Here is a 21838-nt window from a genome sequence, read left to right as displayed (position 1 = left end):
CCGCCCGCGGAATGATTAAGCTGAGGCCGAATCCAAGGGGTGGGTGGGCCAGTTGAGCGGGCGGAGGGGGCCGGTGTGGAGTCGGAGCTGAGGTTTTCGGCCACGGATCTGGCGCAGACGCGGTTCGCCGTCTCACCCATGTGGGAAGTGGTGACCAGCCACCGGCTGCTCCGCGACCCCGCCGAGTCCCCGCTGCACCACCGCTGGGTGACCCAGGTCAGACCCCGGGTGGCCGCCGCCGGGCTGGACCGGGGCTGGCTCGCCGAACTGATCCCCGCCCAGGGCTATCTGGCCGATTTCCTCAATCCGACGCCCGGCAGCCCGTTTCCCGAACTCTCCGCCGAGCTGGCGCAGATCCGGCGGAGCCGGCCGGAGCGGGTCCGGACCGAACTGGACATGCTGGCCGCCTGGCACCCTCGGGAGAACCGCTCGGGGAGTCCCTCGGGGAGCCGCTCGGGCTCCACCGCCCGGCTCCGGCTGCTCCGCGAGGCACCCGAACAGGCCCTGGCCAAGGTCACCGAGGAGATCGAGGCCTACTGGGAACTCGCCCTCGCCCCGTACTGGTCCCGGATCCGCCGCCTGCTGGAGGCGGACGTCTTCCACCGGGCCCGGCAGGTCGCCGAGCACGGCTCCGCGCACGTCCTCAACGAGCTGCACGAGCACGTCCGCTGGGACGACGGCACGCTGACCCTGCTGCGCCGCCACTGCACGCTCAGCCGGGACCAGGCCGGCTCCGGGCTGCTGCTGGTGCCCACGGTGTTCACGTGGCCGCGCGTCCTGACCCGGATCACCCCGCCCGAATCGCCCCAACTCGCCTATCCGGCCCGGAGAGTGGGCACCCTGTGGGAGCCGCGGCGGACCGCTGCCGCCGAGGCGGTCGCCGGCGTGCTCGGCCGCTCGCGCGCGCTGCTGCTGGCCGAACTGGACACGCCCGCCTCGACCACCCGGCTCGCGCTGCTCTGCGGCCTGTCCACGGCCGCGGTCTCCCAGCACCTGACCGCCCTGCGCGCCGCCCGCCTGGTCACGGCGCACCGCAGCGGGCGGTCGGTGCTGTACGCGCGTACGGCGATTGCCGACGCCCTGCTGGGGCTACAGCCGGAGTCGATCGCGCAGACGTAGCCGCCGTCCGACCGGAGCGGGGCCATGATCAGGCCGTAACGGCCCTAACGGCGTCAGGCCGTGGCGAGGGAGATCTCGGTCGCCTTGATCAGCGCGACCACGGAGGACCCGGCGGCCAGGCCGAGCGACTCCACCGCGTCCGCGGTGATGGCGGCGGTGAGCCCGCCCCCGGTCACGTCCACCTTGACGGAGGCCATGGCCGGACCGGTGGCGACGTCGGCCACGGTGCCGGGCAGCTGGTTGCGGATGGAGATCCCCTCGACGGGGCCGGTGGCCAGGGCCACCTCGGTGGCCTTGACCAGCGCCGTCACGGCCGTGCCCGCCGTGATGCCGAGGTCCTTGACCGCGTCGGCGGTGATGGCGGCGACGATGTCCTGGCCGCCCTCCAGACGGACCTTGACCGCGGCCATGGCCTCACCGGTGGTGACAGCGGTGACGGTGCCGGCGATCTGGTTGCGGATGCTCAGGCTCATGAAACGTTCCTCTTGCTCGGGGCTGCGTGCGGCCGTCGGAGGCCGCACCCGACCGACGCTAACCACCCCACCCCTGACCCGTGTTCAACCACTCGCATCCGCAGGCCGGAACCACCCCATCAGGCGGCGGATGCGATCCGCAGGTCACCCGAGGAGGTCTTCACCGTGAGGCGGGACGCCACGGCCGGGTCCGTCGGCACCGAGATGTCGCGGCTGCCCGAGTCGGTCGAGACCTCCACCCGGTACGGGCCGCCCGGCACGGTCAGGCCCACATCGCCGGAGCTCGTCTCGGCCTCGGCCGACCGCGGCGCCTTCGCGAACCCCAGCCGCACCTCACCCGAGCTGGACCTGGCCTTCGCGTCCGGGCCGACCAGCGCCGTACCGGTGATCGAGCCCGAGGACGTACGGACCGTCAGCGAGCCGGCGATCCGGTCCGCCGTCACGTTCCCGGAGGAGGACCGCAGGTCGGCTGCGGCCACACCGGTCACCCTCAGGTCCCCGCTGCTGCTCTCCAGCTTCACCGTGGCCGCGGCCGGGACCGTCAGCTCGTAGTCGATGGAGCAGGTGTCGTCATCGCAGCCGTCGCTGAAGGTGAGCACCCCGCCGGACACCCGCTGGCCCGGCTCGGGAACGCTGTCGCCCCGGTAGCGGACCGTGCGGTGGATCGTCACGCCCGGGCCGTCCCCGGGCGTGACGGTGACGGACCCGGATCGGGTGTCCTTCAGCTCGACCGCTGCGACGGCCTCCGTGACGGTGGCGTCCGCGGTGGTCGTCTTCCGCTCCTCCACGAGCGAGCAACCACCCGCCGCCAGGGCGACGGTGAGGGCGAGCGCCGTGGCGGCGAGAGTCGGGCGGTGGCGGGGGCGAGGGCGGAGACAGGGGCGGGCGATGCGGTGAAGGGCCATACGGCCATCCTGGCCGCGCGCCCGCCCGGATCCGATGGTGCTGGACCCCCAACCCACCGGGGGTTAACCCCCGTTCGAAGACCGCTACGCGTCGGACATCTGCGGCATCTCCCCGACCGTGGTGGACATGTCGATGACCGCGAAGGCCGCGCCCTGCTGGTCGGTGAGCGCCGCGAAGCGGCCGAACGGGCTGTCCATCGGGCCGAAGTGCAGCTGCCCGCCAAGGGCCTTGGCCTTCTCCACCGCCGCATCGCAGTCCGGCACCGTGAAGTAGACCTGGATGTAGGAGGGGACTTCGGCGGGGAACTCCTCGCCCATCTTCATCCGGCCCAGCACCGGGTTCGGCTCCTTGCCGAGGCTGAACACCGTGAAGTCCATGCCGGCCATCTCCGGGTCGTCGCCCGGCTCCATCTTCTGCGCCTGGTAGGGGAACACCTTGGTGAAGAAGGCGTCGGCCTTCGCGGGGTCCCGGGTGAAGACCTCGGCCCAGGCGTAGGAGCCGTTCTCGCCCATCTTCTCGAAGCCCTTGTGCTCGCCGGGCTGCCAGACGCCGAAGATGGCACCACTGGGCTCCTGGGCCAGCAGCATCGAACCGAACGTGCCGACCTGCATGGGCTCCATGAGGAGCTTGCCGCCGGCCGCCTTCACCTTTTCGGCCGTGGCGGCCACATCGGACGAGGCGAGGTAGAGGCACCAGGCGGAGGGCATGTCCTCGCCGCCGGGCATGGGCGGGACCACGGCCGCGACCGCCTTCCCGTCGGAGTAGGCCTGCGTGTAGTTGCCGAACTCGGTCGCGGCCTCGCCGAAGGTCCAGCCGAGTACGTCCGCATAGAAGCTCTTGGCACCCTCCACGTCCTTGAACATGGCGTCGGCCCAGCACGGGGCGCCATCGGAGAAGTCAGTCATGATCCATCCACTCCCGTCGCGTGTGCGCTCGGTTTCCACGCTAGGCCGGGGGTCCGACAATCGCGCGGGGAGCGCGCGGAGCGCGGGAAGCGCGGGAAGCGCGGGAAGCGCGACGCCAGGGCACGCTGGAGGCATGGACACGGAGAACACGTTCAGGCTCGCCCAGCAGCCGGAGGCCGACGAACTGCTCGGCCGCAGCCCCCTCGCCGCCCTGGTGGGCATGCTGCTCGACCAGCAGGTACCGATGGAGTGGGCCTTCACCGGCCCCTGGACCATCGCCCAGCGGCTGGGGTCCGACGATCTGGACGCCCACGCGATCGCCGCGTACGACCCGGAGGCCTTCGCCGCCCTCCTCTCCGAGAAACCGGCGGTACACCGCTACCCGGGATCGATGGCCAAGCGCGTGCAACAGCTCTGCGCGTACCTGGTGGAGCACTACGAGGGCGACGCGGCGGCGGTCTGGGCGGACGCGGACACCGGCGCGGAACTGCTGCGCCGGCTGAAGGCCCTGCCGGGCTTCGGGGAACAGAAGGCCCAGATCTTCCTGGCCCTGCTGGGCAAGCGGATGGGAGTGCGCCCGCCGGGGTGGCGCGAGGCGGCCGGCGGCTACGGCCCGGCCGGCGTGTACCGCTCGGCGGCGGACATCACGGGCCCGGAGTCGCTGGCCAAGGTGCGCGCGTACAAACAGCAGGCCAAGGCCGCCGCCAAGGCCGCCAAAGCCACCTGACCGGGTGCGCACCGGGTTCCTGCCCACCCCTAATTGGCCCGGCAAACATGGCGCGGATTGTCCCCTGCGGCCGGTCACCGGGGTCCATAGAGTGATCATATGAACGAGACGAAGACCTCCGCCGAAGCCCAGCCCCTGCTCACCCGCGCCGCCACCGCCGAGGCCATCTCCGACGCCCCCGGCAGCCTCATCACCCTCCTCGCCGACCTGCCCGGGCTGACCTGCAACACCGCCGCCTTCGAGGAGGGCGCGGCCGGCGCCCCGGTGCACTTCCACACCCGGGCCACCGAGTTCTTCTTCGTCACCGCCGGCCGGCTCGACGTCCTCGTCGAGGACGAGATCGTCTCCCTCGGCAAGGGCGACTTCCTCGCCGTGCCGCCCGGCACCAAGCACGCCTTCGCGCCCACCGCCGGCTCGGGTGCCGAGGTGCTCGTCGGCTTCACCCCCGGCATGGAGCGGTTCGACTACTACCGCCTGCTGGGCCGGGTCAACGCCGGCGAGGCCACCGTCCAGGACATCAAGGACTCCTCCCCCGTGTACGACAACCACTACGCGGAGAGCACGGTGTGGAGCAACCGCCTCCGCTCCGCCTAGCGCCTAGCGTCGCCGCCGGGCCGTGCCGAAGATCGAGCGGGAGATCTCGCGGCCCAGCTGCGTGCCGACCGACCGGGCCAGCGAGCGGAACAGGCCGCTGCCGACCACCTGTTCCGCCAGCGACGGGTCCGGCTTGGGCGCGGCCTTGGCAGCCGCCTTCGCCTGCTTCTCCGCCTCCGCCGCCCCGGCAGCCGCCTCCGCTGCCGCCTCCGCCGCCGCCTGCTCCGCGCTGATCTTCTCGTACGCCGACTCCCGGTCGACCGCCTCCGCGTACCGCGCGTACAGCAGCGACCCCTTGACCGCCGCATCCAGCGCGGCCTCGTCGATGGGGCCCATCAGGGACTGCGGCGCGCGCAGCCGGGTCGCCGCCACCGGGGTGGGCGCACCGGTCTCGCTCAGCACCGTGACCACCGCCTCGCCGGTCCCCAGCCGGGTGAGCAGTTCCTCCAGGTCGTACTCCGAATTGGGGAACGTCTTCACCGTGGCCTTCAGCGCCTTCGCATCGTCCGGGGTGAACGCCCGCAACGCGTGCTGCACCCGGTTGCCGAGCTGCGCCAGCACGTCCCCGGGTACGTCCTTCGGCGTCTGCGTCACGAAGAACACGCCGATCCCCTTCGAGCGGATCAGCCGGACCGTCTGGGTGATCGACTCCAGGAACGGCTTCGACGCCCCGTTGAACAGCAGGTGGGCCTCGTCGAAGAAGAACACCAGCTTGGGCTGTTCCAGATCGCCGACCTCCGGCAGGTCGTTGTACAGATCGGCCAGCAGCCACATCAGGAAGGTGGAGAAGAGCTGGGGCTTGTCCTGCACCGCCGGGAGTTCCAGTACGGACACCATTCCGCGGCCGTCCGCCGCCGTCTGCAGGAATTCACTGGTGTCGAACTCGGGCTCGCCGAAGAACTCCGCGGCGCCCTGCTGCTCGAATGCGGTGAGGGCGCGGAGAATGACTCCGGAGGTGACCGTGGACAGTCCGCCGATCCCCTTCAGTTCCGCTTTTCCGCGGTCGGAGACCAGGAATGCGACCACCGCCCGGAGATCCTTCAGATCGATGAGTTCGAGGCCTTTGGAATCCGCGTAGTGGAAAATCAGCCCGAGCGACTGCTCCTGTGTCTGGTTGAGCTGGAGCACCTTCGACAGGAGAACCGGACCAAAACTGGTGACGGTGGCCCGGACCGGAATTCCCGGGCCGATACCGCCCAGTGAGTAGAACTCGCTCGGATATCCGGTGGCCGTCCACTCCTGCGCGACCTCCTTCGCCCGTTGGGCGCTCTTCTCGTTGGCCGCACCCGGCGCCGAGATCCCCGACACGTCGCCCTTGATATCGGCGAGGAACACCGGCACGCCGTTCGCCGACAGCTGTTCGGCGATGAGCTGGAGCGTCTTGGTCTTGCCGGTGCCGGTGGCCCCCGCGACCAGGCCGTGCCGGTTGAGCATCGACAGCGGAATGCGGATCTGGCGGTCCGGCAGGCAGGCCCCGTCCCAGAGCAGAGCCCCCAGGTCGAGCGTGGGCCCGGTGAAGGCGTAACCGGCGGCGATGTCCTCGGCCGCGCTGCTGTCGCTCATCTCTCACTCCCGAAATAGCCCTGTTTGACACCATTGCATCAACTGCACACGGCTGCGCCCGCAGGCACCGGCCCGGTAGGCTTTCCGTGTGATCTTCAAGCGCATCGGAAACGGGCGGCCGTACCCCGACCACGGCAGGGAAACCACCCGGCAGTGGGCGGACGTCGCGCCGCGCCCGGTCCGGCTCGACCAGTTGGTGACCACCAAGGGACAGCTGGACCTCGAGACGCTGCTCGCCGAGGACTCGACCTTCTACGGCGACCTTTTCGCGCACGTCGTGAAATGGCAGGGCGACCTCTACCTGGAGGACGGACTGCACCGCGCCGTCCGCGCCGCGCTGCAACAGCGCCAGGTACTCCACGCGCGCGTGCTCGAACTGGGCTGATTGCGCCTTTCGGGTCTGCTCTGCACTATCAGCAGATCATTTGGTAGGCATCGTCACCGGGCCGCACTACGCTGCGCCCATGAGCATGCTCACTCCCCCCGGCATGGGCGGAAAGTACCGCGTAACGGGAGCCGCTTACCCCCGCATGGCCCGTCCCCGGCGCCGCCGCCGGATCGTGCTCGCCGTAGTCGGCGCCGTTCTGGCACTCGGCCTGCTCGGATACGGGACGCTCCAGCTCGTCGACGTGTTCGGCGGTGACGAAAAGAAGACGGTCGCCGGCGGCACGGACTGCGTGCAGGGCAAGCAGGGAAAGCCGGCGGCCCCGGCCGCCGTCACCAAGGCTCCCGCCGTGGCACTCCCCCAGCCCGGGCAGATCACGGTCAACGTCTACAACGCCACCCCCCGGTCCGGCCTGGCCAAGGCCGTCGGCGACGAGCTGCGCAAACGCGGCTTCGTCGTCGGCAAGGTCGGCAACGCGCCCGCCGACTTCGACAAGAAGGTCCCCGGCCCCGGGATACTGCTCGGCTCCCCCCGGACCGACAAGGCGGCCTACTCGGTGCTCGGCACCCAGCTGCCCGGCACCACCCAGCAGACCGACACCCGCGAGACCGCGGACATCGACCTGATCCTGGGCGACGGCTTCAAGGCCCTCAGCACAAAGGAGGACGCGGACAAGGCACTGGCCGTCCTGGCCAATCCCGCGCCCGCGCCCTCGAAGAAGTGCTGAACCCCGGTCCCGTACGCGTACGAGGGACCGGGTCGCGCCGCGCCGCCGCTACTCGGCGGCGCCGTACATCCGGTCGCCCGCGTCGCCCAGGCCCGGCACGATGTAGCCGTGCTCGTTGAGCCGCTCGTCGACGGAGGCGGTCACCACCGTCACCGGCTGGCCGGCCAGGTCGCGCTCCATGACCTCGATGCCCTCGGGAGCGGCCAGCAGCACCACGGCCGTGACATCGTCGGCGCCGCGCTTGATCAGCTCCTGGATCGCCGCGACCAGGGTGCCGCCGGTGGCCAGCATCGGGTCCACGACGTACACCTGGCGGCCCGAGAGATCCTCCGGCATGCGCGTGGCGTACGTGGAGGCCTCCAGGGTCTCCTCGTTGCGGACCATGCCCATGAAGCCCACCTCGGCGGTCGGCAGCAGCCGCACCATGCCGTCGAGCATGCCCAGGCCGGCCCGCAGGATCGGCACCACCAGCGGGCGCGGGTGGGACATCTTCACGCCGGTGGTCGGGCCGACCGGGGTCTCGATGTCGGCCTGCTCGGTGCGCACGTCCCGGGTGGCCTCGTACGCGAGCAGGGTCACCAGCTCGTCGGCGAGCCGCCGGAAGGTCGGGGAATCGGTGCGCTTGTCGCGCAGGGTGGTCAGTTTGTGCGCCACCAGCGGGTGGTCGACGACGTGAATCCGCATAACCCCACAGTAACCGCGCCGACCGCCCTGTGAGACCGCCCCGGCACTGGCATCAATCCGCCTTCCGGGGGGAAGGTGGGGGCGGGGGGGTCTGCTTCGCGACGCGAAGGAGGACGACGGACCAGCCTGGGATGGTGGCCGATGCCCGACAACCAGCCGAGCACGGAAGAAGAGGAGCCCGAGACGACGGCGCAGCGCCGGGCGCGCCGCGCCCAGTTCCTGCGCGAGCTGAACGAGGCCCGGGAGCTGCGCGACCGGGTGCAGCCTCGGCGTGCTCGGGCCGCCCGAATGCGCCAGCAGATGCGGATGCGTACGTTCCGCTGGTGACTCCCGGCACGGCTCCAGCGCGGCTTCGGCACGGCTCCGGCACGGCTCCCCAACCCCCGGACAACCCCCCGAGCAGCACTCCCGGCGCGCGGCACGGCACGACGCAAGCGCGGAAGACCTCTCGCAAAGCCGCTGTTTCTGCCACGATGCCGATGGGGCGGGGCACGAAACGGCACGCACGACGGCCGTTCCACCCCCCAATCCTCCGGCCGGGGGGACCTCCAACCGGCATCACGCCTATGACCAGTGGGAGAGTCACGGTGTACTTCGCCGCACTGCTCGCGCGCACCGAAGACGGGTGGGAAGCGAGCGACATGGAACTCGACGACGTCGAGTCGCTGACGGATCTGACCGATCTCGCCCGCGCCGCCGCGGTCGACGAGGACACGGTGGTCGCCTTCATCGAGGAGGAGGACGGCTGGTTCGGCGTCGTCCGGGTCGACGGTGAAGACGATCCGCGGATCTTCGTCTCCAATGCCGCGTCGGCCGCTCGCAGCTCGTACGGCTCGATGCTCACCGACGAGCTGCTGGGCCGCGACGAGGACGACGACAACGAACTCGACGAGCTGGACCTCGACGGCACCGAGGACGGCGAGGAAGAGGCGGTCGCCGCCTACGAGGAGGAAGACGACGCAGACAACAGTGAGGCGCGGGCCGGCGCCGACCCGGCCCCCGTCGGCCCGCTCGGCGACGGCGACCTGCTGGCCGACCTCGGGGTGAGCCGCAGACAGCTGCTGGCCATCGACGGGGACGCACTCGGCGAGCTCGCGGAAACCCTGGGTGCGACCGACGTGCTGGAGGCCGTCCGCTAGTGGGCTCCATGCACCACCCCGATCCCCTGCGGGACCCGTGGCGGGACGCCATGCGCCTGGCGCTGGCGGAAGCAGCCCGGGCGGTGCCGGCCGGTGACGTACCGGTCGGCGCCGTCGTGCTCGGCCCGGACGGCAGCCTGCTCGCCGCCGGGCACAACGAGCGCGAGGCCACCGGGGACCCCACCGCGCACGCCGAAGTCCTGGCCATCCGGCGGGCCGCGGCGGAGCTCGGCGCCTGGCGGCTGCCGGGGTGCACCCTGGTGGTCACCCTGGAGCCGTGCGTGATGTGCGCGGGCGCCCTCGTGCAGTCCCGCGTCGCGCGCGTGGTCTACGGCGCGGACGACGAGAAGGCCGGCGCGGCCGGCTCGCTCTGGGACCTCGTACGGGACCGCCGGCTCAACCACCGGCCCGAGGTGATCCGCGGTGTGATGGCCGAGGAGTGCGCGGAGCAGCTGACCGCGTTCTTCCGCACCCTGTGACGACGGATTTCGGCGCACGGGGTTCCGTGGGCTAAGCTCTCTCTCGGTAGCGTGTCCGAGCGGCCGAAGGAGCACGCCTCGAAAGCGTGTGAGGGGGCAACTCCTCCGTGGGTTCAAATCCCACCGCTACCGCTCTGAACCGAGAGCCCCGCCCCGCAAGGGTCGGGGCTCTCGGCATGTCGGGACTCTCGGGCGGGGAGCTACTCCGGTTCGGTGAGGGGTAGCTGGGCACCGCGTGACCGGCCGGGGCCGGACGCGTTGTCACGGCATGACCAAGACCCAGCGCATGCTCGCCGCCATCGCCCTCGCGGGGGCCGCCGCGGGCCTCGCCGCCCCTTCCGCTTCCGCCCTCCCGGCGGCTCCCCTGACCCTCCCGGACCTGCCGTCGGCGGCCCCCGGCATGCCGGCCGCCGCCCAGCCCACGTCCGTCCAGGAGATCGGCGGCAATCTCAACCGGCTGAACGAGGCCGGCGAGCTGATGAACCTGCCGAACCACCTGGCGCCCGTGATCGACCCCCTGGCGCCGGTCGTCGGCCTGGCCGGCGCCGTGCAGTAGCCCAGGTAACGTACGAAGGCCCCGACTGGAACCCAAGGGGTGTTCGGGGCCTTCGACGTGGGGACGGGGGAAGCGGCGCCGGGGGGACAAAGCCGCTTCCCCCGATGAAGACGGGACCGTCCGGTCCGAACCGCAGTCAGGGGGGAAGCTTGCGGCTCGGACCCCGCAGTGAGGTCCTGTCCCTCGCCCTCCGGTTTCCTGCCAGAACCGGTGGGCTTGTCACCAATCCTGCGCCCCTGCCCACCGCGGATCGGACGGCGAAGGACCCGTTGTGGCGGGTCATTGGTCCTTAAAGACCAGGTGAGTGTCCGAACCAGAACCGGTTACACTCACCGAAGTTCGCAGGACCGGCAGGGGAGGCCGAAACCGCTCGTGGACACCAAGAAGCTCATCACGGGCGCCCTCACCGTGTTCGTTCTCTTCGTCATCATCACCCAGCCGAAGCGGGCCGCCGAGATGGTGGAAATCGGTTTTCAGGGCATATCGGATGCGGCCCAGGGAATCGGCGAGTTCATGACCGAACTGGTGAACTGACCCCGTACGCTGGTGCGGCTTCCGGACAAACCGACCCTCCACTCCGACGAGTGGAGGGTTTTCTGTACACCAACCTCACAACCGCCATCATATGTCCAACTTGCCCTCAACACGGCGATATACGGTGCTTGCACACAGTGCACATGTCTTGTGATGCTATGACCGCTTTTGACGGATGAGACGGGCGACTCGGTCGAGTCGGCCGAGAGGACATCGATAGGGGTGGCGTGACCGTGCCGGCCAGTACTGCGCCTCAGGTGCCACCCCAGCAGGAGCCCCCGGAGGAGCCTCCTGCGGCCCCCCGGCCGCAGAGCCGGGGGGCCGACACCCGGGCCCTCACCCAGGTCCTCTTCGGGCAGCTGAAGGGCCTGGAACCGGGCACCAGCGAGCACAGCCGGGTCCGCGGGGCCCTGATCGAGGCCAACCTCCCGCTCGTCCGCTACGCAGCCGCCCGCTTCCGCAGCCGCAACGAGCCGATGGAGGACGTGGTGCAGGTCGGCACCATCGGCCTGATCAACGCCATCGACCGGTTCGACCCGGACCGCGGCGTGCAGTTCCCGACCTTCGCGATGCCGACCGTGGTGGGAGAGATCAAGCGCTACTTCCGCGACAACGTCCGCACCGTCCACGTGCCCCGCCGGCTGCACGAGCTGTGGGTCCAGGTGAACGCCGCCACCGAGGACCTCACCACCCTGCACGGGCGGGTCCCCACCACCCCGGAGATCGCCGAACGGCTGCGCATCACCGAGGAGGAGGTGCTGTCCTGCATCGAGGCCGGCCGCTCCTACCACGCGACCTCTCTGGAAGCCGCCCAGGAGGGCGACGGAATGCCCGGCCTGCTCGACCGGCTGGGCTACGAGGACCCCGAACTGGCGGGCGTCGAACACCGTGACCTCGTCCGCCATCTACTCGTACAACTGCCCGAACGCGAACAGCGGATCCTTCTTCTCCGCTACTACAGCAATCTGACGCAATCGCAGATCAGCGCGGAGCTCGGGGTCTCACAGATGCACGTCTCCCGGCTGCTGGCCCGGAGCTTCGCTCGACTCAGATCCGCAAACAGGATCGAGGCGTAACCGGATCGGGTGGAGATCCCTGCAGCGTTTCCCGACAGAACGGGCTCATTCCCGTCTGTCGCTGCACTGATATGTCGACTTGGCGCTACAGCGTGTTGCCGACATGTGACATTCTGCTGGAACCGCGTTTGCCGCAGCCCCGCCTCCGGTATTCAGGTGGAGGCTGCGTTCCTCCGACGGGCGCGCCCGACGCGACCGTCCGCGACCTCAAGGGGGTGGCATGTCCGTAGACCAGGGCAGCTCCAAGGTGCTCACACTCGTCAAGAGCGTGACCCCTACGGCACCTGCAGCGTCTGACCGCTCGGAAGCCATCGACACCCGCACCCTCTCCCGCTCCCTCTTCCAGCGACTCGCCTCCCTGGACGCGGACAGCCCGGAACGGACCTATGTACGTGACACCCTGATCGAACTGAACCTCCCGCTGGTGCGGTATGCCGCGGCCCGGTTCCGCAGCCGCAACGAGCCGATGGAGGACATCGTCCAGGTCGGCACGATCGGCCTGATCAAGGCGATCGACCGGTTCGACTGCGAACGCGGCGTGGAGTTCCCGACGTTCGCGATGCCGACGGTCGTGGGCGAGATCAAACGCTTCTTTCGGGACACTTCCTGGTCCGTCCGGGTCCCCCGCCGGCTCCAGGAGCTGCGCCTCGCCCTGACCAAGGCCAGCGACGAGCTCGCCCAGAAGCTGGACCGCTCGCCAACCGTGCCCGAACTGGCCGCCGTACTGGGCGTGTCCGAGGAGGAGGTGGTCGACGGGCTCGCGGTCGGCAACGCCTACACTGCCTCCTCGCTGGACTCCCCCTCCCCGGAGGACGAAGGCGGCGAGGGCTCCCTCGCGGACCGGCTCGGGTACGAGGACACCGCGCTGGAAGGGGTCGAGTACCGGGAGTCGCTCAAGCCGCTGCTGGCCAAACTCCCGCCCCGGGAGCGGCAGATCATCATGCTGCGCTTCTTCGCGAACATGACCCAGTCGCAGATCGGCGAGGAGGTCGGCATCTCCCAGATGCACGTCTCCCGGCTGCTGACCCGCACCCTCGCCCAGCTCCGGCAGGGGCTCATCGGCGAGTAGCCGGCCGCAGCGCTCTGGTTATTTGACGCAGCGTCAGTAAAACTGGCGCGATGCGAAGGGGAGCGCTGGGAGCGCTGACTCTGCTGACCGTGTGCGTGGCCGCCACAGCCGCCCTGACCGGCTGCGGCGGCCCGGCGCGCGACGGCTTCGTGGCCGTGGGCGCGGCGGGCGCCGGCCCGGAACGCGCGCCGGGGGAGACCGTGCCGCCCAAGGGCGGGGTGGAGTTCCAGCCGCTGGCGGCTCCGTCCGCCGACCCGTCGAGCAGCTCGGGCAGCTCGCACACGTCGAGTACGTCGCCCGCTGCAACGGATCCGGCCGCCCCGCCGGGCTCCGCCGCCCCCGGAACCCCGCCGGGCCCTGACGGCAGCCCCGACGGCCCGGGCACGACCCCGCCCGGCACGGCCGGGCCCGTGCCGCCCGGCACCCCGACCGCACCCGGAACCACCCCGGGCCGGCCCACGGCTCCGCAGACCCCGCCGGGCACCCCGCCGACCGCACCGCCGGCAAAGCCCCCGGCCAAGCCTCCGACACCCGGCAAGCCGGGCACCACACCCCCGGCCACCCCGGCGAAGCTGACCCTCGGCACGCCGACGCGCGCCGCCACGGGCGACCGCTGGTGCGAGAAGGTCACGGTGGGGTTCACCAACACCGGCACCACCGCAGCCCGTTCGGGCACGGTGACCTTCACCACCGAGATCCTCGGCAACCTCCTGGGCCTGAGCTGGGGCACGGTCACCAGCACGCAGCCCCTGCCCGCACCCATCGCGGGCGGGAGCACCCAGACCCGGACCTTCACGGTGTGCCTGGAGGCCTGGCGGGTCCCGCTGGGCTGGCACATCGAAACCCGCCAGGTCACCGCGACCTGGCGCTAGGTCCTGTCCGGGCCTGCCGGTTCTAGCGGAGGGCCAGCCAGGCCACGGCGCCGATCAGCAGCACCATGCCGAAGGCGAAGCCCAGCCAGGCGACCGACTTCGAGCTGTCCGAGCCGGAGGCCCGCCGGCTACGGCCGGCGGTCGCCCCCTGGCGGGCCGGCTCCCCTTCGTCCACGAAGGCGCGGAACATCTGCGTGCTGCCCGCGGGGTCGTAGTTGCCCTCGGGGCCCTGTGCGTTGTTGTGTGCAGCCATGGAGCAGGACCCTAGCGGGTTTTCCCTTTCCTTTACCGCCCCCTGTGGAAATTCATTTGCCTGTAGCAACCATCTGCTTCTATGGTTGCTCTAAGCAACCAGATGGGGAGGGTCTCCGTGCTGAGCCACTACCAGGAGCTGGCCCGCCAGCTCACCGGCATCGGCGCGGTCAAGCGCGATCTCGCCCGCACCCTGCCCGCCGACTGCCCGCCCGGGCCCGCCGCCGTGCTCACCGTGCTCGACCGGCACGGCGAGATGCGGCTCAGCCGGCTCTCCGAGCTGCTCGCCGTCGACATCTCGGTGACCAGCCGGCATGTGGCCCATGTCGCCGAGCGCGGCTGGATCGACCGGGAGACCGACCCGGTCGACGGCCGCTGCCGCATCCTCCGGCTCACCCCGGCGGGCCGCCGGTTCCTTGCCGAGCTCGGCACCCGGTACACGGCCGCGCTGGAACGGGCGCTGGCCGACTGGTCCGCCGAGGACATCGCCGTACTGAACAGCCTGCTGGCCCGACTCCGATCGAGCTTCTGACACCCGAAGGACACCCATGGCGACGGAGACCGCGCCCGACAGCACCACCGCACCCACCGCACCCACCACACCCACCACCGCCCCCATGACCCATCCGCAGATCATGAAGGCGCTGTCCGGGCTGATGCTCGGCATGTTCGTGGCGATCCTGTCCTCCACGATCGTCTCCAACGCCCTGCCGCAGATCATCACCGAGCTGGGCGGCACCCAGTCCTCGTACACCTGGGTGGTCACCGCCGCCCTGCTGTCGATGACCGCCACCACCCCGCTCTGGGGCAAGCTGGCCGACCTCTTCAGCAAGAAGCTGCTGGTGCAGATCGCCCTGGTGATCTACGTCCTCGGCTCGGTGGTCGCGGGCCTGTCCCAGAACACCGGCACCCTCATCGCCTGCCGCGTGGTCCAGGGCATCGGCGTCGGCGGCCTGTCCGCCCTCGCGCAGATCGTGATGGCCGCGATGATCTCCCCGCGGGAGCGCGGCCGGTACAGCGGCTACCTCGGTGCCGTATTCGCCGTGGCGACCGTCGGCGGTCCGCTGCTCGGCGGGGTCATCACCGACACCGACTGGATGGGCTGGCGCTGGTGCTTCTACGTGGGGGTGCCCTTCGCGGTCATCGCACTGATCGTGCTCCAGCGGACCCTGCACCTGCCGGTGGTGCGCCGCAAGGTGAAGGTCGACTGGCTCGGGGCGTTCCTGATCAGTGCCTCCGTATCCCTGCTGCTCATCTGGGTCACCCAGGCCGGTGACGCGTACGACTGGGTCTCCTGGCAGACCTGGGCCATGACCGGCGGCGCCCTGCTGCTCGGGGTCCTCTTCGTCCTGGCCGAATCCCGGGCGAGCGACCCGATCATCCCGCTCCGCCTGCTCCGCAACCCGACCATCACGCTGGCCTCGGCCGCCTCGCTCTTCGTGGGCGTGGCGATGTTCTCCGGCACGGTGTTCTTCAGCCAGTTCTTCCAGCTGGCCCGCAACGAGTCGCCGACCATGTCCGGCGTCCTGACCATCCCGATGATCGGCGGCCTGTTCGTCTCGTCCACGGTCTCCGGGCAGATCATCACCAAGACCGGGAAGTGGAAGGCCTGGCTGGTATCCGGTGGTGTGCTGCTGACGGCCGGTCTCGGGCTGCTCGGCAGCCTCCGCCACGACACTCCGTACTGGCACATCGCCGCCTTCATGGCTCTCACCGGTCTCGGTCTCGGCATGATGATGCAGAACCTGGTGCTGGCCGCCCAGAACCAGGTGGCCCCGGAGGACCTGGGCGCGGCCAGCTCGGTGGTCACCTTCTTCCGGTCGCTCGGCGGCGCGATGGGCGTCTCGGCGCTCGGCGCGCTGATGGCCCACCAGGTCACCGGCTACGTCAAGGACGGCCTGGCCGCCCTCGGGCCGAAGGCGGCGGCACTGGGTCACGGCGGCACCGCCGGGGGCGGCATCCCCGACCTCGACAAGCTGCCGGTGCCGTTCCGCGAAGTGGTCGAGGCGGCGTACGGGCACGGCGTCGGCGACGTCTTCCTGTACGCGGCACCGACCGCGCTGGTGGCGCTGGTGCTGGTGGTGTTCATCAAGGAGGTGGCCCTGAAGTCCCGGCCGGCTCCGGAGAACGCAGACAAGAAGGAGGCGGCGGCCGAGGTGTAGCCGGGGGCGGGCTCAGGCGCCCGGTCGCCCGGTGTTGGCCTCGATCCCGGCGACGAGGACCTCGAGGGCGGCCCTGAACTCCTCCTCGGAGGCCCGGCGGACGGTCCCGCCGCAGCCCTGGAGGAACTGCACGAGGGCGAGATGGGCGCCGGCCCTGGCGGGCTCCGCCAGGCCGGCGCTCTCCAGCGTCCGCAGCAGCGCCGTGTCGAAACGCCGGGCGTGCGGACCGATGTTGGGGTACTCGGCGGCCAGCTGCCCGGCCCAGGGATGGCCGGCCAGCACCCGCCGGTAGCCGCAGGCCAGCTTCCGCAGCCGGCTGTCCCAGCCGGCGGCCCCCGGCGCGGCTCCGGCTGCGGTGGGCAGGGCCAGCTCGCCCAGCACCCGGTCCAGGGCGAGCTCCAGCAGGTCGTGCTTGGTGTCGACGTACCAGTACAGGGACATCGCGGTGACCCCGAGCCGCCCCGCCAGGCGCCGCATGGAGAACCCCCCGAGGCCGTCCGCGTCCAGCAGCTCCACGGCCGTACCGGTGATCCGCTCCCGGTCCAGCCCGGACGGCACCGCCCCACCGCGCCGCCGCTGCCCGCCGGATGCCCTGACGGCCAGCCAGACACTGATCCGAGCGGGTTCGGCCGAAGTCACCATGGGGGCACCCTCCTGAGGCGCCCGACGTCCAGCCCGGTATGCCCGGTGCGCCCTCTTCATGCTAGAGCGTTCAGGCCTTCGGTGTTGTCAGGTCGTACAGCGTCACCCCACCCACCTCCACTGCCTCGTACTGCTCCGCCACCCACTCCGCGATCTCACTGCTTCCGGCGCCGCCCGGCCCGCCGCCCCGCATGCCCGAGCCGCTGCCCACGAAATAGTGGATCTTCCCGGCGCGTACGTACTCCTGGAATTGCGCCAAGGTCGGCGACGGATCGCTCCCGTTGAACCCGCCGATCGGCATCACCGGCTGCCTGCTCGCCAGCTGATGGCTCGCCGCGTTCTGCGCGCCCACGGTGGCCGCCGCCCAGGTGTACCGGTCCGCGTCCTTCCGCAGCAGCGCGATCACCTGCGCATCGACCCGCGCCCCGTCCAGCAGCCCGCCCATGGGGCCACCGGCTCCGCCGCCTGCCTCGCCGCCGGCCCCGCCGCCGGGGGGGATGCCGGGTGCCCCGCCCTGCATCCCACCCGGCGCTCCACCCGGCATCCCGCCCGGCATCCCCCCGGGCTGCTGTCCCTGACCCTGGCCCGGTGCCTGCCCATCCCCCTGAGGCGGCGACTGAAGGGGCCCCTGGCCGGCCCGCGCCAACCGCGGCCCCCGGCCGCCGATACCGCCCTGGACCGCCGGCCCCGCCGTGACGATCGAGCCCGTGTGTCCCGTGTTCACCGTGGTCAGGCAGTACGCCAGCGGCCCGGCCAGCACCGCGCCCAGGCCCAGTCCCGCCGCACCCAGCGTGAGGCTCCGCCCCAGCCGCCCCGCGGCGAGCAGTCCGGCCGCCGCCGCGAGCCCGGCGCCCAGGACCGTCCACCGCAGCCACGGCAGGTAGTCCGGCGTACGTCCCAGCAGGACGTACGACCACCAGGCGGTCAGCGCCACCGTGCCCGCGAGCGTGGCCGCGGCCGGACTGCCGTGCCGTTCCTCCCAGAGCACCGCCACGCCCATGCCGACCAGCGCCGCTACGAAGGGCGCCAGCGCGACCGTGTAGTACTCGTGGAAGATGCCCTGCATCCAGCTGAACACCGCCATGGTGATCAGCAGTGCGCCGCCCCAGGCCAGGAAGGCCGCGCGGGCCATGCCCTCGAGCGAATCGGTGGCCCGCCGGGCCCGCCAGGTGACGACCAGGCCGGCGACCAGCAGCACCAGTGCCGCGGGGAGCAGCCAGGAGATCTGTCCGCCCACTCCGGCGGAGAACAGCCGGTCGATGCCGGTCTCCCCCCAGCCCCCGCCGCCACGCCCCCCGGGCCCGGCGGGCGCGCCGGGGACCCCGTACCCGCCGGGCATCCCGTACCCGCCGAGACCGGGCCCGCCGGCTCCGATTGCCCCGCCTCCCACGCTGCCCGGCTCATCGCCGTTGAGCCGGCCGAGCCCGTTGTAGCCGAAGGTCAGCTCGAGGAAGGAGTTCGTCTGCGAGCCGCCGATGTACGGCCGGGAGGACGCGGGCCACAGCTCCACGACCGCCACCCACCAGCCTCCGGCCACCACCATCGCCAGCCCGGCCAGCCCCAGCTGGCCCAGCCGCCGGCGCAGTCGGGTCGGCGCGCAGACGGCGTACAGCACCGCCAGTGGCGGCAGGATCACAAAGGCCTGCAGGGTCTTCGTCAGGAAGGCGAGGCCGAAGGCCACCCCCGCCCACACCAGCCACCGGGTGGCCGCGCCCTCGAGTGCGCGCAGCACGCAGTACACGGCCACGGTGAGCAGCAGGGTCAGCAGGGCGTCCGGGTTGTTGAACCGGAACATCAGCGCGGCCACCGGGGTCAGCGCGAACACCGTTCCGGACAGCAGGGCCGGGCCCGGCCCGAACTGCCGCCGCACCGAGGCGTACAGCACCGCGGTGGTGCCCACCCCCATCAGGGCCTGGGGGAGGAGGATCTGCCAGGAGCCCAGCCCGAACAGCCGTACCGACAGGGCCATCGGCCAGAGCGCGGCGGGCGGCTTGTCGACGGTGATGGAATTCCCGGCATCCGAGGAGCCGAAGAAGAACGCCTTCCAGCTCTCGCTGCCCGCCTGAACGGCTGCGGAGTAGAAGGAGTTGGCGTAGCCGGACGCGCTCAGGTTCCAGAGCAGCAGGGCGGCAGTGCCCAAGAGCAGGGCGGCCAGGGCCGGGCGCTCCCAGCGGGGGCGTTCCGTGGTCATCGGGTGTCCTTCGGGTGGGGGATCCGGCGCTCCGGGAAGACCCAGGCGCGGAAGAGCAGGAAGCGCAGCACGGTGGCCGCGAGATTGGCGGTGATCAGCACGGCGAGTTCGGTGCCGTGCGCGGGTCGGTCGGTGGCGGCGCTCAGCGCGGCCAGCGATCCGGCGGTCAGGGCCAGTCCGATGCCGAAGACCAGCAGGCCCTGTGCCTGGTGCCGCAGGGCCCGGTCACGGCCGCGGACACCGAAGGTGAGCCGCCGGTTGGCAGCCGTGTTGGCGATCGCGGAGAGCAGCAGGGCAGCCGCGTTGGCCGTCTGTGCCCCGGTGCCGAGCCGGAAGAGGGTGTAGAGGGCCAGGTAGCCGAGGGTGGAGAGCACTCCGACCACGCAGAAGCCGAGGAGCTGGCGGGCCAGGCCGCGGGGCACACCGGGCAGCTGCCGGTCCCGGGGATCGTCCCCGAAGGGGCGGGCGAGCCGGTCCAGGGGCAGTGCGCCGACGGCCAGGGCCCGTCCCACCCGCCACACGCCCTTGAGGTCCTCGGTGGCGGTGCGGACCAGGTGCACGGTCGAATCGGGGTCGTCGACCCAGTCGACCGGGACCTCGTGGATGCGCAGTCCGGCCCGCTCGGCGAGCACCAGCAGTTCGGTGTCGAAGAACCAGCCCGAGTCCTCCACCAGCGGCAGCAGCCGCTCGGCGACCTCCCGCCGGATGGCCTTGAACCCGCACTGCGCGTCGCTGAACCGGGCGGCCAGCGACGACCGAAGGATCAGGTTGTAGGCGCGGGAGACGAACTCCCGCTTGGCGCCGCGCACCACCCGGGAGGAGCGGGCGAGCCGGGTGCCGATGGCCAGGTCGGAGTGGCCGGAGATGAGCGGGGCCACCAGTGGGAGGAGGGCATTGAGGTCGGTGGAGAGGTCCACGTCCATATAGGCCAGGACGGGTGCCTCCGAGCGGGACCACACGGTCCGCAGGGCCCGGCCGCGGCCCTTCTCCTCCAGCCGGATACCGCGTACGCCGTCCAGGCTCGCGGCGAGCGCGCCCGCCACCTCGGGGGTGCGGTCGGTGCTCGCGTTGTCGGCGATGGTGATCCGGAAGGCGTAGGGGAAGGTGCGGGTCAGATGCTCGTGCAGCTGGCGGACGCAGGGCCCGAGGTCCTTCTCCTCGTTGAAGACCGGGATCACCACGTCGAGTACGGGCTCGCCGGGCAGGGCGGCGAGCGGCGCCCGGGCCGGCAGGGAGCCGGTGGCCGGAGAGGTGTCGATTGGCATGCCCCGACCCTCGCGGGGCGTCCTGTCACCGCTGTGTGCTTCGCCTGTGGTCCGGCTGTGAAGTGCTTGCCGGCCGAGGGTGCGGGAGATCTCCGAGGGGCAGCCGGACGTCGAAGCGGGTGCAGCCCGGCTCACTGTGTACGCCGACCTGGCCGCCGTGCGCCGTGACCACGGCCTGGACGATGGCCAGCCCCAGGCCGGTGGAGCCGGCGTGCCGGGAGCGGGAGGCGTCTCCGCGGGCGAAGCGTTCGAAGACGTGGGGGAGCAGGGCGGGGGGAATCCCCGGGCCGTCGTCCTCGATCTGCACGTGCACGGCGGATGTTTCACGTGAAACACGGGCCGTGACGGTGGTGTTGGGCGGGGTGTGGGTGCGGGCGTTGGCGAGCAGGTTGACCAGCACCTGGTGGATCCGTGCCGGATCGACGTGGACCGGTGCGGGCTCGTCGGGGAGTTCGAGTCGCCAGTGGTGGCCGGGGCCGGCCGCTCGGGCGTCGCTGACCGCGTCCACGACCAGGGGCGCCAGATCGGTGTCCTGGCGGTCCAGCGGGCGGCCGGCGTCCAGCCGGGCCAGCAGCAGCAGGTCCTCCACCAGCCCGGTCATCCGGGTGGCCTCGGACTCGATCCGGCCCAGGGCGTGCCGGGTGTCCGGCCCGGGTTCCTCCCGTCCCCGGCGGGTAAGTTCGGCGTATCCGCGGATGGAGGCGAGCGGGGTGCGCAGTTCGTGGCTGGCGTCGGCGACGAACTGCCGGACCCGGGTCTCGCTCTCCTGGCGGGCGCTGAGGGCCGAACCGACGTGGCCCAGCATCCGGTTGAGGGCCGCGCCGACCTGGCCCACCTCGGTGCGCGGGTCGGCCTCGGCTTCCGGAACCCGTTCGTGCAGGGCCACCTCTCCGCTGTGCAGCGGGAGTTCGGAGACCCGGGTGGCGGTGGCGGCCACCCGCCGCAGCGGGCGCAGGGCGACTCCGACCAGGGCCTGTCCGGCCAGGCCGGCCGCGATGAGTCCGGCCAGGGTCACGCAGACCTCGACGGCGATCAGGGTGTTCACGGTGGAGTCGACCCCGGCGAGCGGGAAGGCGAGGGCGAGGGAGCCGTCGGCGGCGGACAGCACCCGGTACCGGCCCATCCCGGGCAGTTCCCGGTTCACGGCCTTCCCGTCGGCCTGACGGACGGCGGTCTCGAAGGCCGCGGTCTGGGCCGGGGTGAGCGGCGCCATGTGATCGAGGGTGGGCACCTCCTCGGCCACCGTACGCGCGGCGGCGAGGCTCTTGCCCTCGGGGTCCAGCCGGATGGCGGCGGTGCCGAGCGGGGTACCGGGCGGCAGGCTGAGGGAGCCGTCGGGGACCGGCCGTCCCAGCTTCTTGCCCGGGCCCCGCACGGACATCTCGACGGCCGTCCGCAGCTGCCCGTCCAGCTGGTTCACCAGGTAGGAGCGCAGGGCGAGCGTGGTGACCGCCCCGATCGCCGCCCCCACGACGGCGATCAGGGCGACCGCGGAGACGACCAGCCGGGTCCGCAAGG

At 71.6% G+C, this 21838-nt stretch carries 25 protein-coding genes and 1 tRNA gene; 16 read left to right on the top strand and 10 right to left on the bottom strand.

The genetic code is table 11. The features are described from left to right. Window positions 1-75: 75 nt before the first annotated feature. Window positions 76-1119: an ArsR/SmtB family transcription factor gene (locus ABT123_RS08900; RefSeq protein WP_351311244.1), complete on the top strand. Its 1044-nt coding sequence runs from the start codon at window positions 76-78 to the stop codon at window positions 1117-1119. A 53-nt stretch (window positions 1120-1172) separates the two neighbouring features. Here ABT123_RS08900 and ABT123_RS08895 read toward each other — a convergent pair whose 3' ends face one another. From ABT123_RS08895 to ABT123_RS08885, 3 genes are all read right to left on the bottom strand, one after another. Continuing rightward, complete coding sequence (locus ABT123_RS08895; RefSeq protein WP_351311242.1) at window positions 1173-1592, bottom strand: TOBE domain-containing protein; 420 nt, start codon at window positions 1590-1592, stop codon at window positions 1173-1175. 119 nt (window positions 1593-1711) lie between these two features. Then, complete coding sequence (locus tag ABT123_RS08890) at window positions 1712-2497, bottom strand: DUF4097 family beta strand repeat-containing protein (protein ID WP_351311240.1); 786 nt, start codon at window positions 2495-2497, stop codon at window positions 1712-1714. Between the two features lie 84 nt (window positions 2498-2581). Continuing rightward, complete coding sequence (locus ABT123_RS08885) at window positions 2582-3403, bottom strand: VOC family protein (protein ID WP_351311238.1); 822 nt, start codon at window positions 3401-3403, stop codon at window positions 2582-2584. Between the two features lie 133 nt (window positions 3404-3536). On the opposite strand from ABT123_RS08885, the gene ABT123_RS08880 reads away from it, so the two are divergent. Beyond that, complete coding sequence (locus tag ABT123_RS08880) at window positions 3537-4130, top strand: HhH-GPD-type base excision DNA repair protein (RefSeq protein ID WP_351311236.1); 594 nt, start codon at window positions 3537-3539, stop codon at window positions 4128-4130. Between the two features lie 99 nt (window positions 4131-4229). Next, entirely contained in the window at window positions 4230-4724 is a 495-nt protein-coding gene (locus tag ABT123_RS08875; protein ID WP_351311234.1) for a cupin domain-containing protein, read from the top strand. A gap of 3 nt (window positions 4725-4727) precedes the next feature. On the opposite strand, the gene ABT123_RS08870 is transcribed toward ABT123_RS08875, so the two are convergent. After that, complete coding sequence (locus tag ABT123_RS08870; RefSeq protein WP_351311232.1) at window positions 4728-6287, bottom strand: helicase HerA-like domain-containing protein; 1560 nt, start codon at window positions 6285-6287, stop codon at window positions 4728-4730. Window positions 6288-6375: 88 nt separating this feature from the next. Here ABT123_RS08870 and ABT123_RS08865 point away from each other — a divergent pair, with 88 nt between their 5' ends. Together ABT123_RS08865 and ABT123_RS08860 are read left to right on the top strand one after the other, a co-directional pair. Next, a complete protein-coding gene (locus ABT123_RS08865) occupies window positions 6376-6672 on the top strand; it encodes a type II toxin-antitoxin system VapB family antitoxin (RefSeq protein ID WP_099173160.1) in 297 nt (98 codons plus the stop codon). Between the two features lie 79 nt (window positions 6673-6751). Next, window positions 6752-7399 (top strand): LytR C-terminal domain-containing protein, encoded by a 648-nt coding sequence (locus tag ABT123_RS08860; RefSeq protein WP_351311230.1) that lies wholly within the window; start codon window positions 6752-6754, stop codon window positions 7397-7399. Window positions 7400-7447: 48 nt separating this feature from the next. On the opposite strand, the gene upp is transcribed toward ABT123_RS08860, so the two are convergent. Further along, complete coding sequence (upp, locus tag ABT123_RS08855) at window positions 7448-8083, bottom strand: uracil phosphoribosyltransferase (RefSeq protein WP_150208633.1); 636 nt, start codon at window positions 8081-8083, stop codon at window positions 7448-7450. A 141-nt stretch (window positions 8084-8224) separates the two neighbouring features. Between upp and ABT123_RS08850 the strand changes: the two genes are divergently transcribed. From ABT123_RS08850 to ABT123_RS08810, 9 genes are all read left to right on the top strand, one after another. Then, window positions 8225-8410, top strand: a complete 186-nt coding sequence (locus ABT123_RS08850; RefSeq protein WP_351311228.1) for a hypothetical protein — start codon at window positions 8225-8227, stop codon at window positions 8408-8410. Window positions 8411-8670: 260 nt separating this feature from the next. After that, the gene (locus ABT123_RS08845; RefSeq protein WP_351311345.1) at window positions 8671-9222 is read left to right on the top strand and encodes a tRNA adenosine deaminase-associated protein; all 552 of its coding nucleotides are present in this window, start codon (window positions 8671-8673) and stop codon (window positions 9220-9222) included. Between the two features lie 8 nt (window positions 9223-9230). Continuing rightward, window positions 9231-9701: a tRNA adenosine(34) deaminase TadA gene (tadA, locus tag ABT123_RS08840; RefSeq protein WP_351311226.1), complete on the top strand. Its 471-nt coding sequence runs from the start codon at window positions 9231-9233 to the stop codon at window positions 9699-9701. A gap of 45 nt (window positions 9702-9746) precedes the next feature. Further along, window positions 9747-9833, top strand: a tRNA-Ser gene (locus ABT123_RS08835). A 136-nt stretch (window positions 9834-9969) separates the two neighbouring features. Next, complete coding sequence (locus tag ABT123_RS08830) at window positions 9970-10257, top strand: hypothetical protein (protein WP_351311224.1); 288 nt, start codon at window positions 9970-9972, stop codon at window positions 10255-10257. A 372-nt stretch (window positions 10258-10629) separates the two neighbouring features. Further along, a complete protein-coding gene (locus ABT123_RS08825) occupies window positions 10630-10791 on the top strand; it encodes a hypothetical protein (RefSeq protein ID WP_190344521.1) in 162 nt (53 codons plus the stop codon). A gap of 227 nt (window positions 10792-11018) precedes the next feature. Beyond that, a complete protein-coding gene (locus ABT123_RS08820) occupies window positions 11019-11867 on the top strand; it encodes an RNA polymerase sigma factor SigF (RefSeq protein WP_351311222.1) in 849 nt (282 codons plus the stop codon). 220 nt (window positions 11868-12087) lie between these two features. Beyond that, a complete protein-coding gene (locus ABT123_RS08815) occupies window positions 12088-12936 on the top strand; it encodes an RNA polymerase sigma factor SigF (protein WP_351311220.1) in 849 nt (282 codons plus the stop codon). A 50-nt stretch (window positions 12937-12986) separates the two neighbouring features. Continuing rightward, on the top strand, window positions 12987-13808 hold the full coding sequence (locus tag ABT123_RS08810; protein ID WP_351311218.1) for a hypothetical protein: 822 nt from the start codon (window positions 12987-12989) through the stop codon (window positions 13806-13808). 22 nt (window positions 13809-13830) lie between these two features. Here the strand turns inward: ABT123_RS08810 and ABT123_RS08805 are convergent, their stop codons facing one another. Then, entirely contained in the window at window positions 13831-14061 is a 231-nt protein-coding gene (locus ABT123_RS08805) for a hypothetical protein (RefSeq protein ID WP_351311216.1), read from the bottom strand. 102 nt (window positions 14062-14163) lie between these two features. On the opposite strand from ABT123_RS08805, the gene ABT123_RS08800 reads away from it, so the two are divergent. Together ABT123_RS08800 and ABT123_RS08795 are read left to right on the top strand one after the other, a co-directional pair. After that, on the top strand, window positions 14164-14592 hold the full coding sequence (locus ABT123_RS08800; RefSeq protein ID WP_502970904.1) for a MarR family winged helix-turn-helix transcriptional regulator: 429 nt from the start codon (window positions 14164-14166) through the stop codon (window positions 14590-14592). A gap of 85 nt (window positions 14593-14677) precedes the next feature. After that, window positions 14678-16222 (top strand): MDR family MFS transporter, encoded by a 1545-nt coding sequence (locus tag ABT123_RS08795; RefSeq protein WP_351311343.1) that lies wholly within the window; start codon window positions 14678-14680, stop codon window positions 16220-16222. A gap of 12 nt (window positions 16223-16234) precedes the next feature. On the opposite strand, the gene ABT123_RS08790 is transcribed toward ABT123_RS08795, so the two are convergent. From ABT123_RS08790 to ABT123_RS08775, 4 genes are all read right to left on the bottom strand, one after another. After that, window positions 16235-16864: a TetR/AcrR family transcriptional regulator gene (locus ABT123_RS08790; protein WP_351311212.1), complete on the bottom strand. Its 630-nt coding sequence runs from the start codon at window positions 16862-16864 to the stop codon at window positions 16235-16237. A gap of 70 nt (window positions 16865-16934) precedes the next feature. Further along, on the bottom strand, window positions 16935-19055 hold the full coding sequence (locus ABT123_RS08785; RefSeq protein WP_351311210.1) for a glycosyltransferase family 39 protein: 2121 nt from the start codon (window positions 19053-19055) through the stop codon (window positions 16935-16937). Next, window positions 19052-20320 carry a bifunctional glycosyltransferase family 2/GtrA family protein gene (locus ABT123_RS08780; protein ID WP_351311208.1) on the bottom strand — a complete coding sequence of 423 codons (1269 nt, stop codon included), beginning with the start codon at window positions 20318-20320 and terminating at the stop codon, window positions 19052-19054. Before ABT123_RS08780 ends, ABT123_RS08785 begins: the two co-directional genes overlap by 4 nt. A gap of 25 nt (window positions 20321-20345) precedes the next feature. Then, a complete protein-coding gene (locus tag ABT123_RS08775) occupies window positions 20346-21836 on the bottom strand; it encodes a sensor histidine kinase (RefSeq protein WP_351311206.1) in 1491 nt (496 codons plus the stop codon). Between the last annotated feature and the right edge of the window lie 2 nt (window positions 21837-21838).

Source organism: Streptomyces sp. NPDC002054 (assembly GCF_040296685.1).
In the GTDB taxonomy this organism is placed as follows: Bacteria; Actinomycetota; Actinomycetes; order Streptomycetales; family Streptomycetaceae; genus Streptomyces.
Note: the sequence above shows the minus strand (reverse complement) of the source record. Positions and strands in the feature narration are given on the sequence as shown.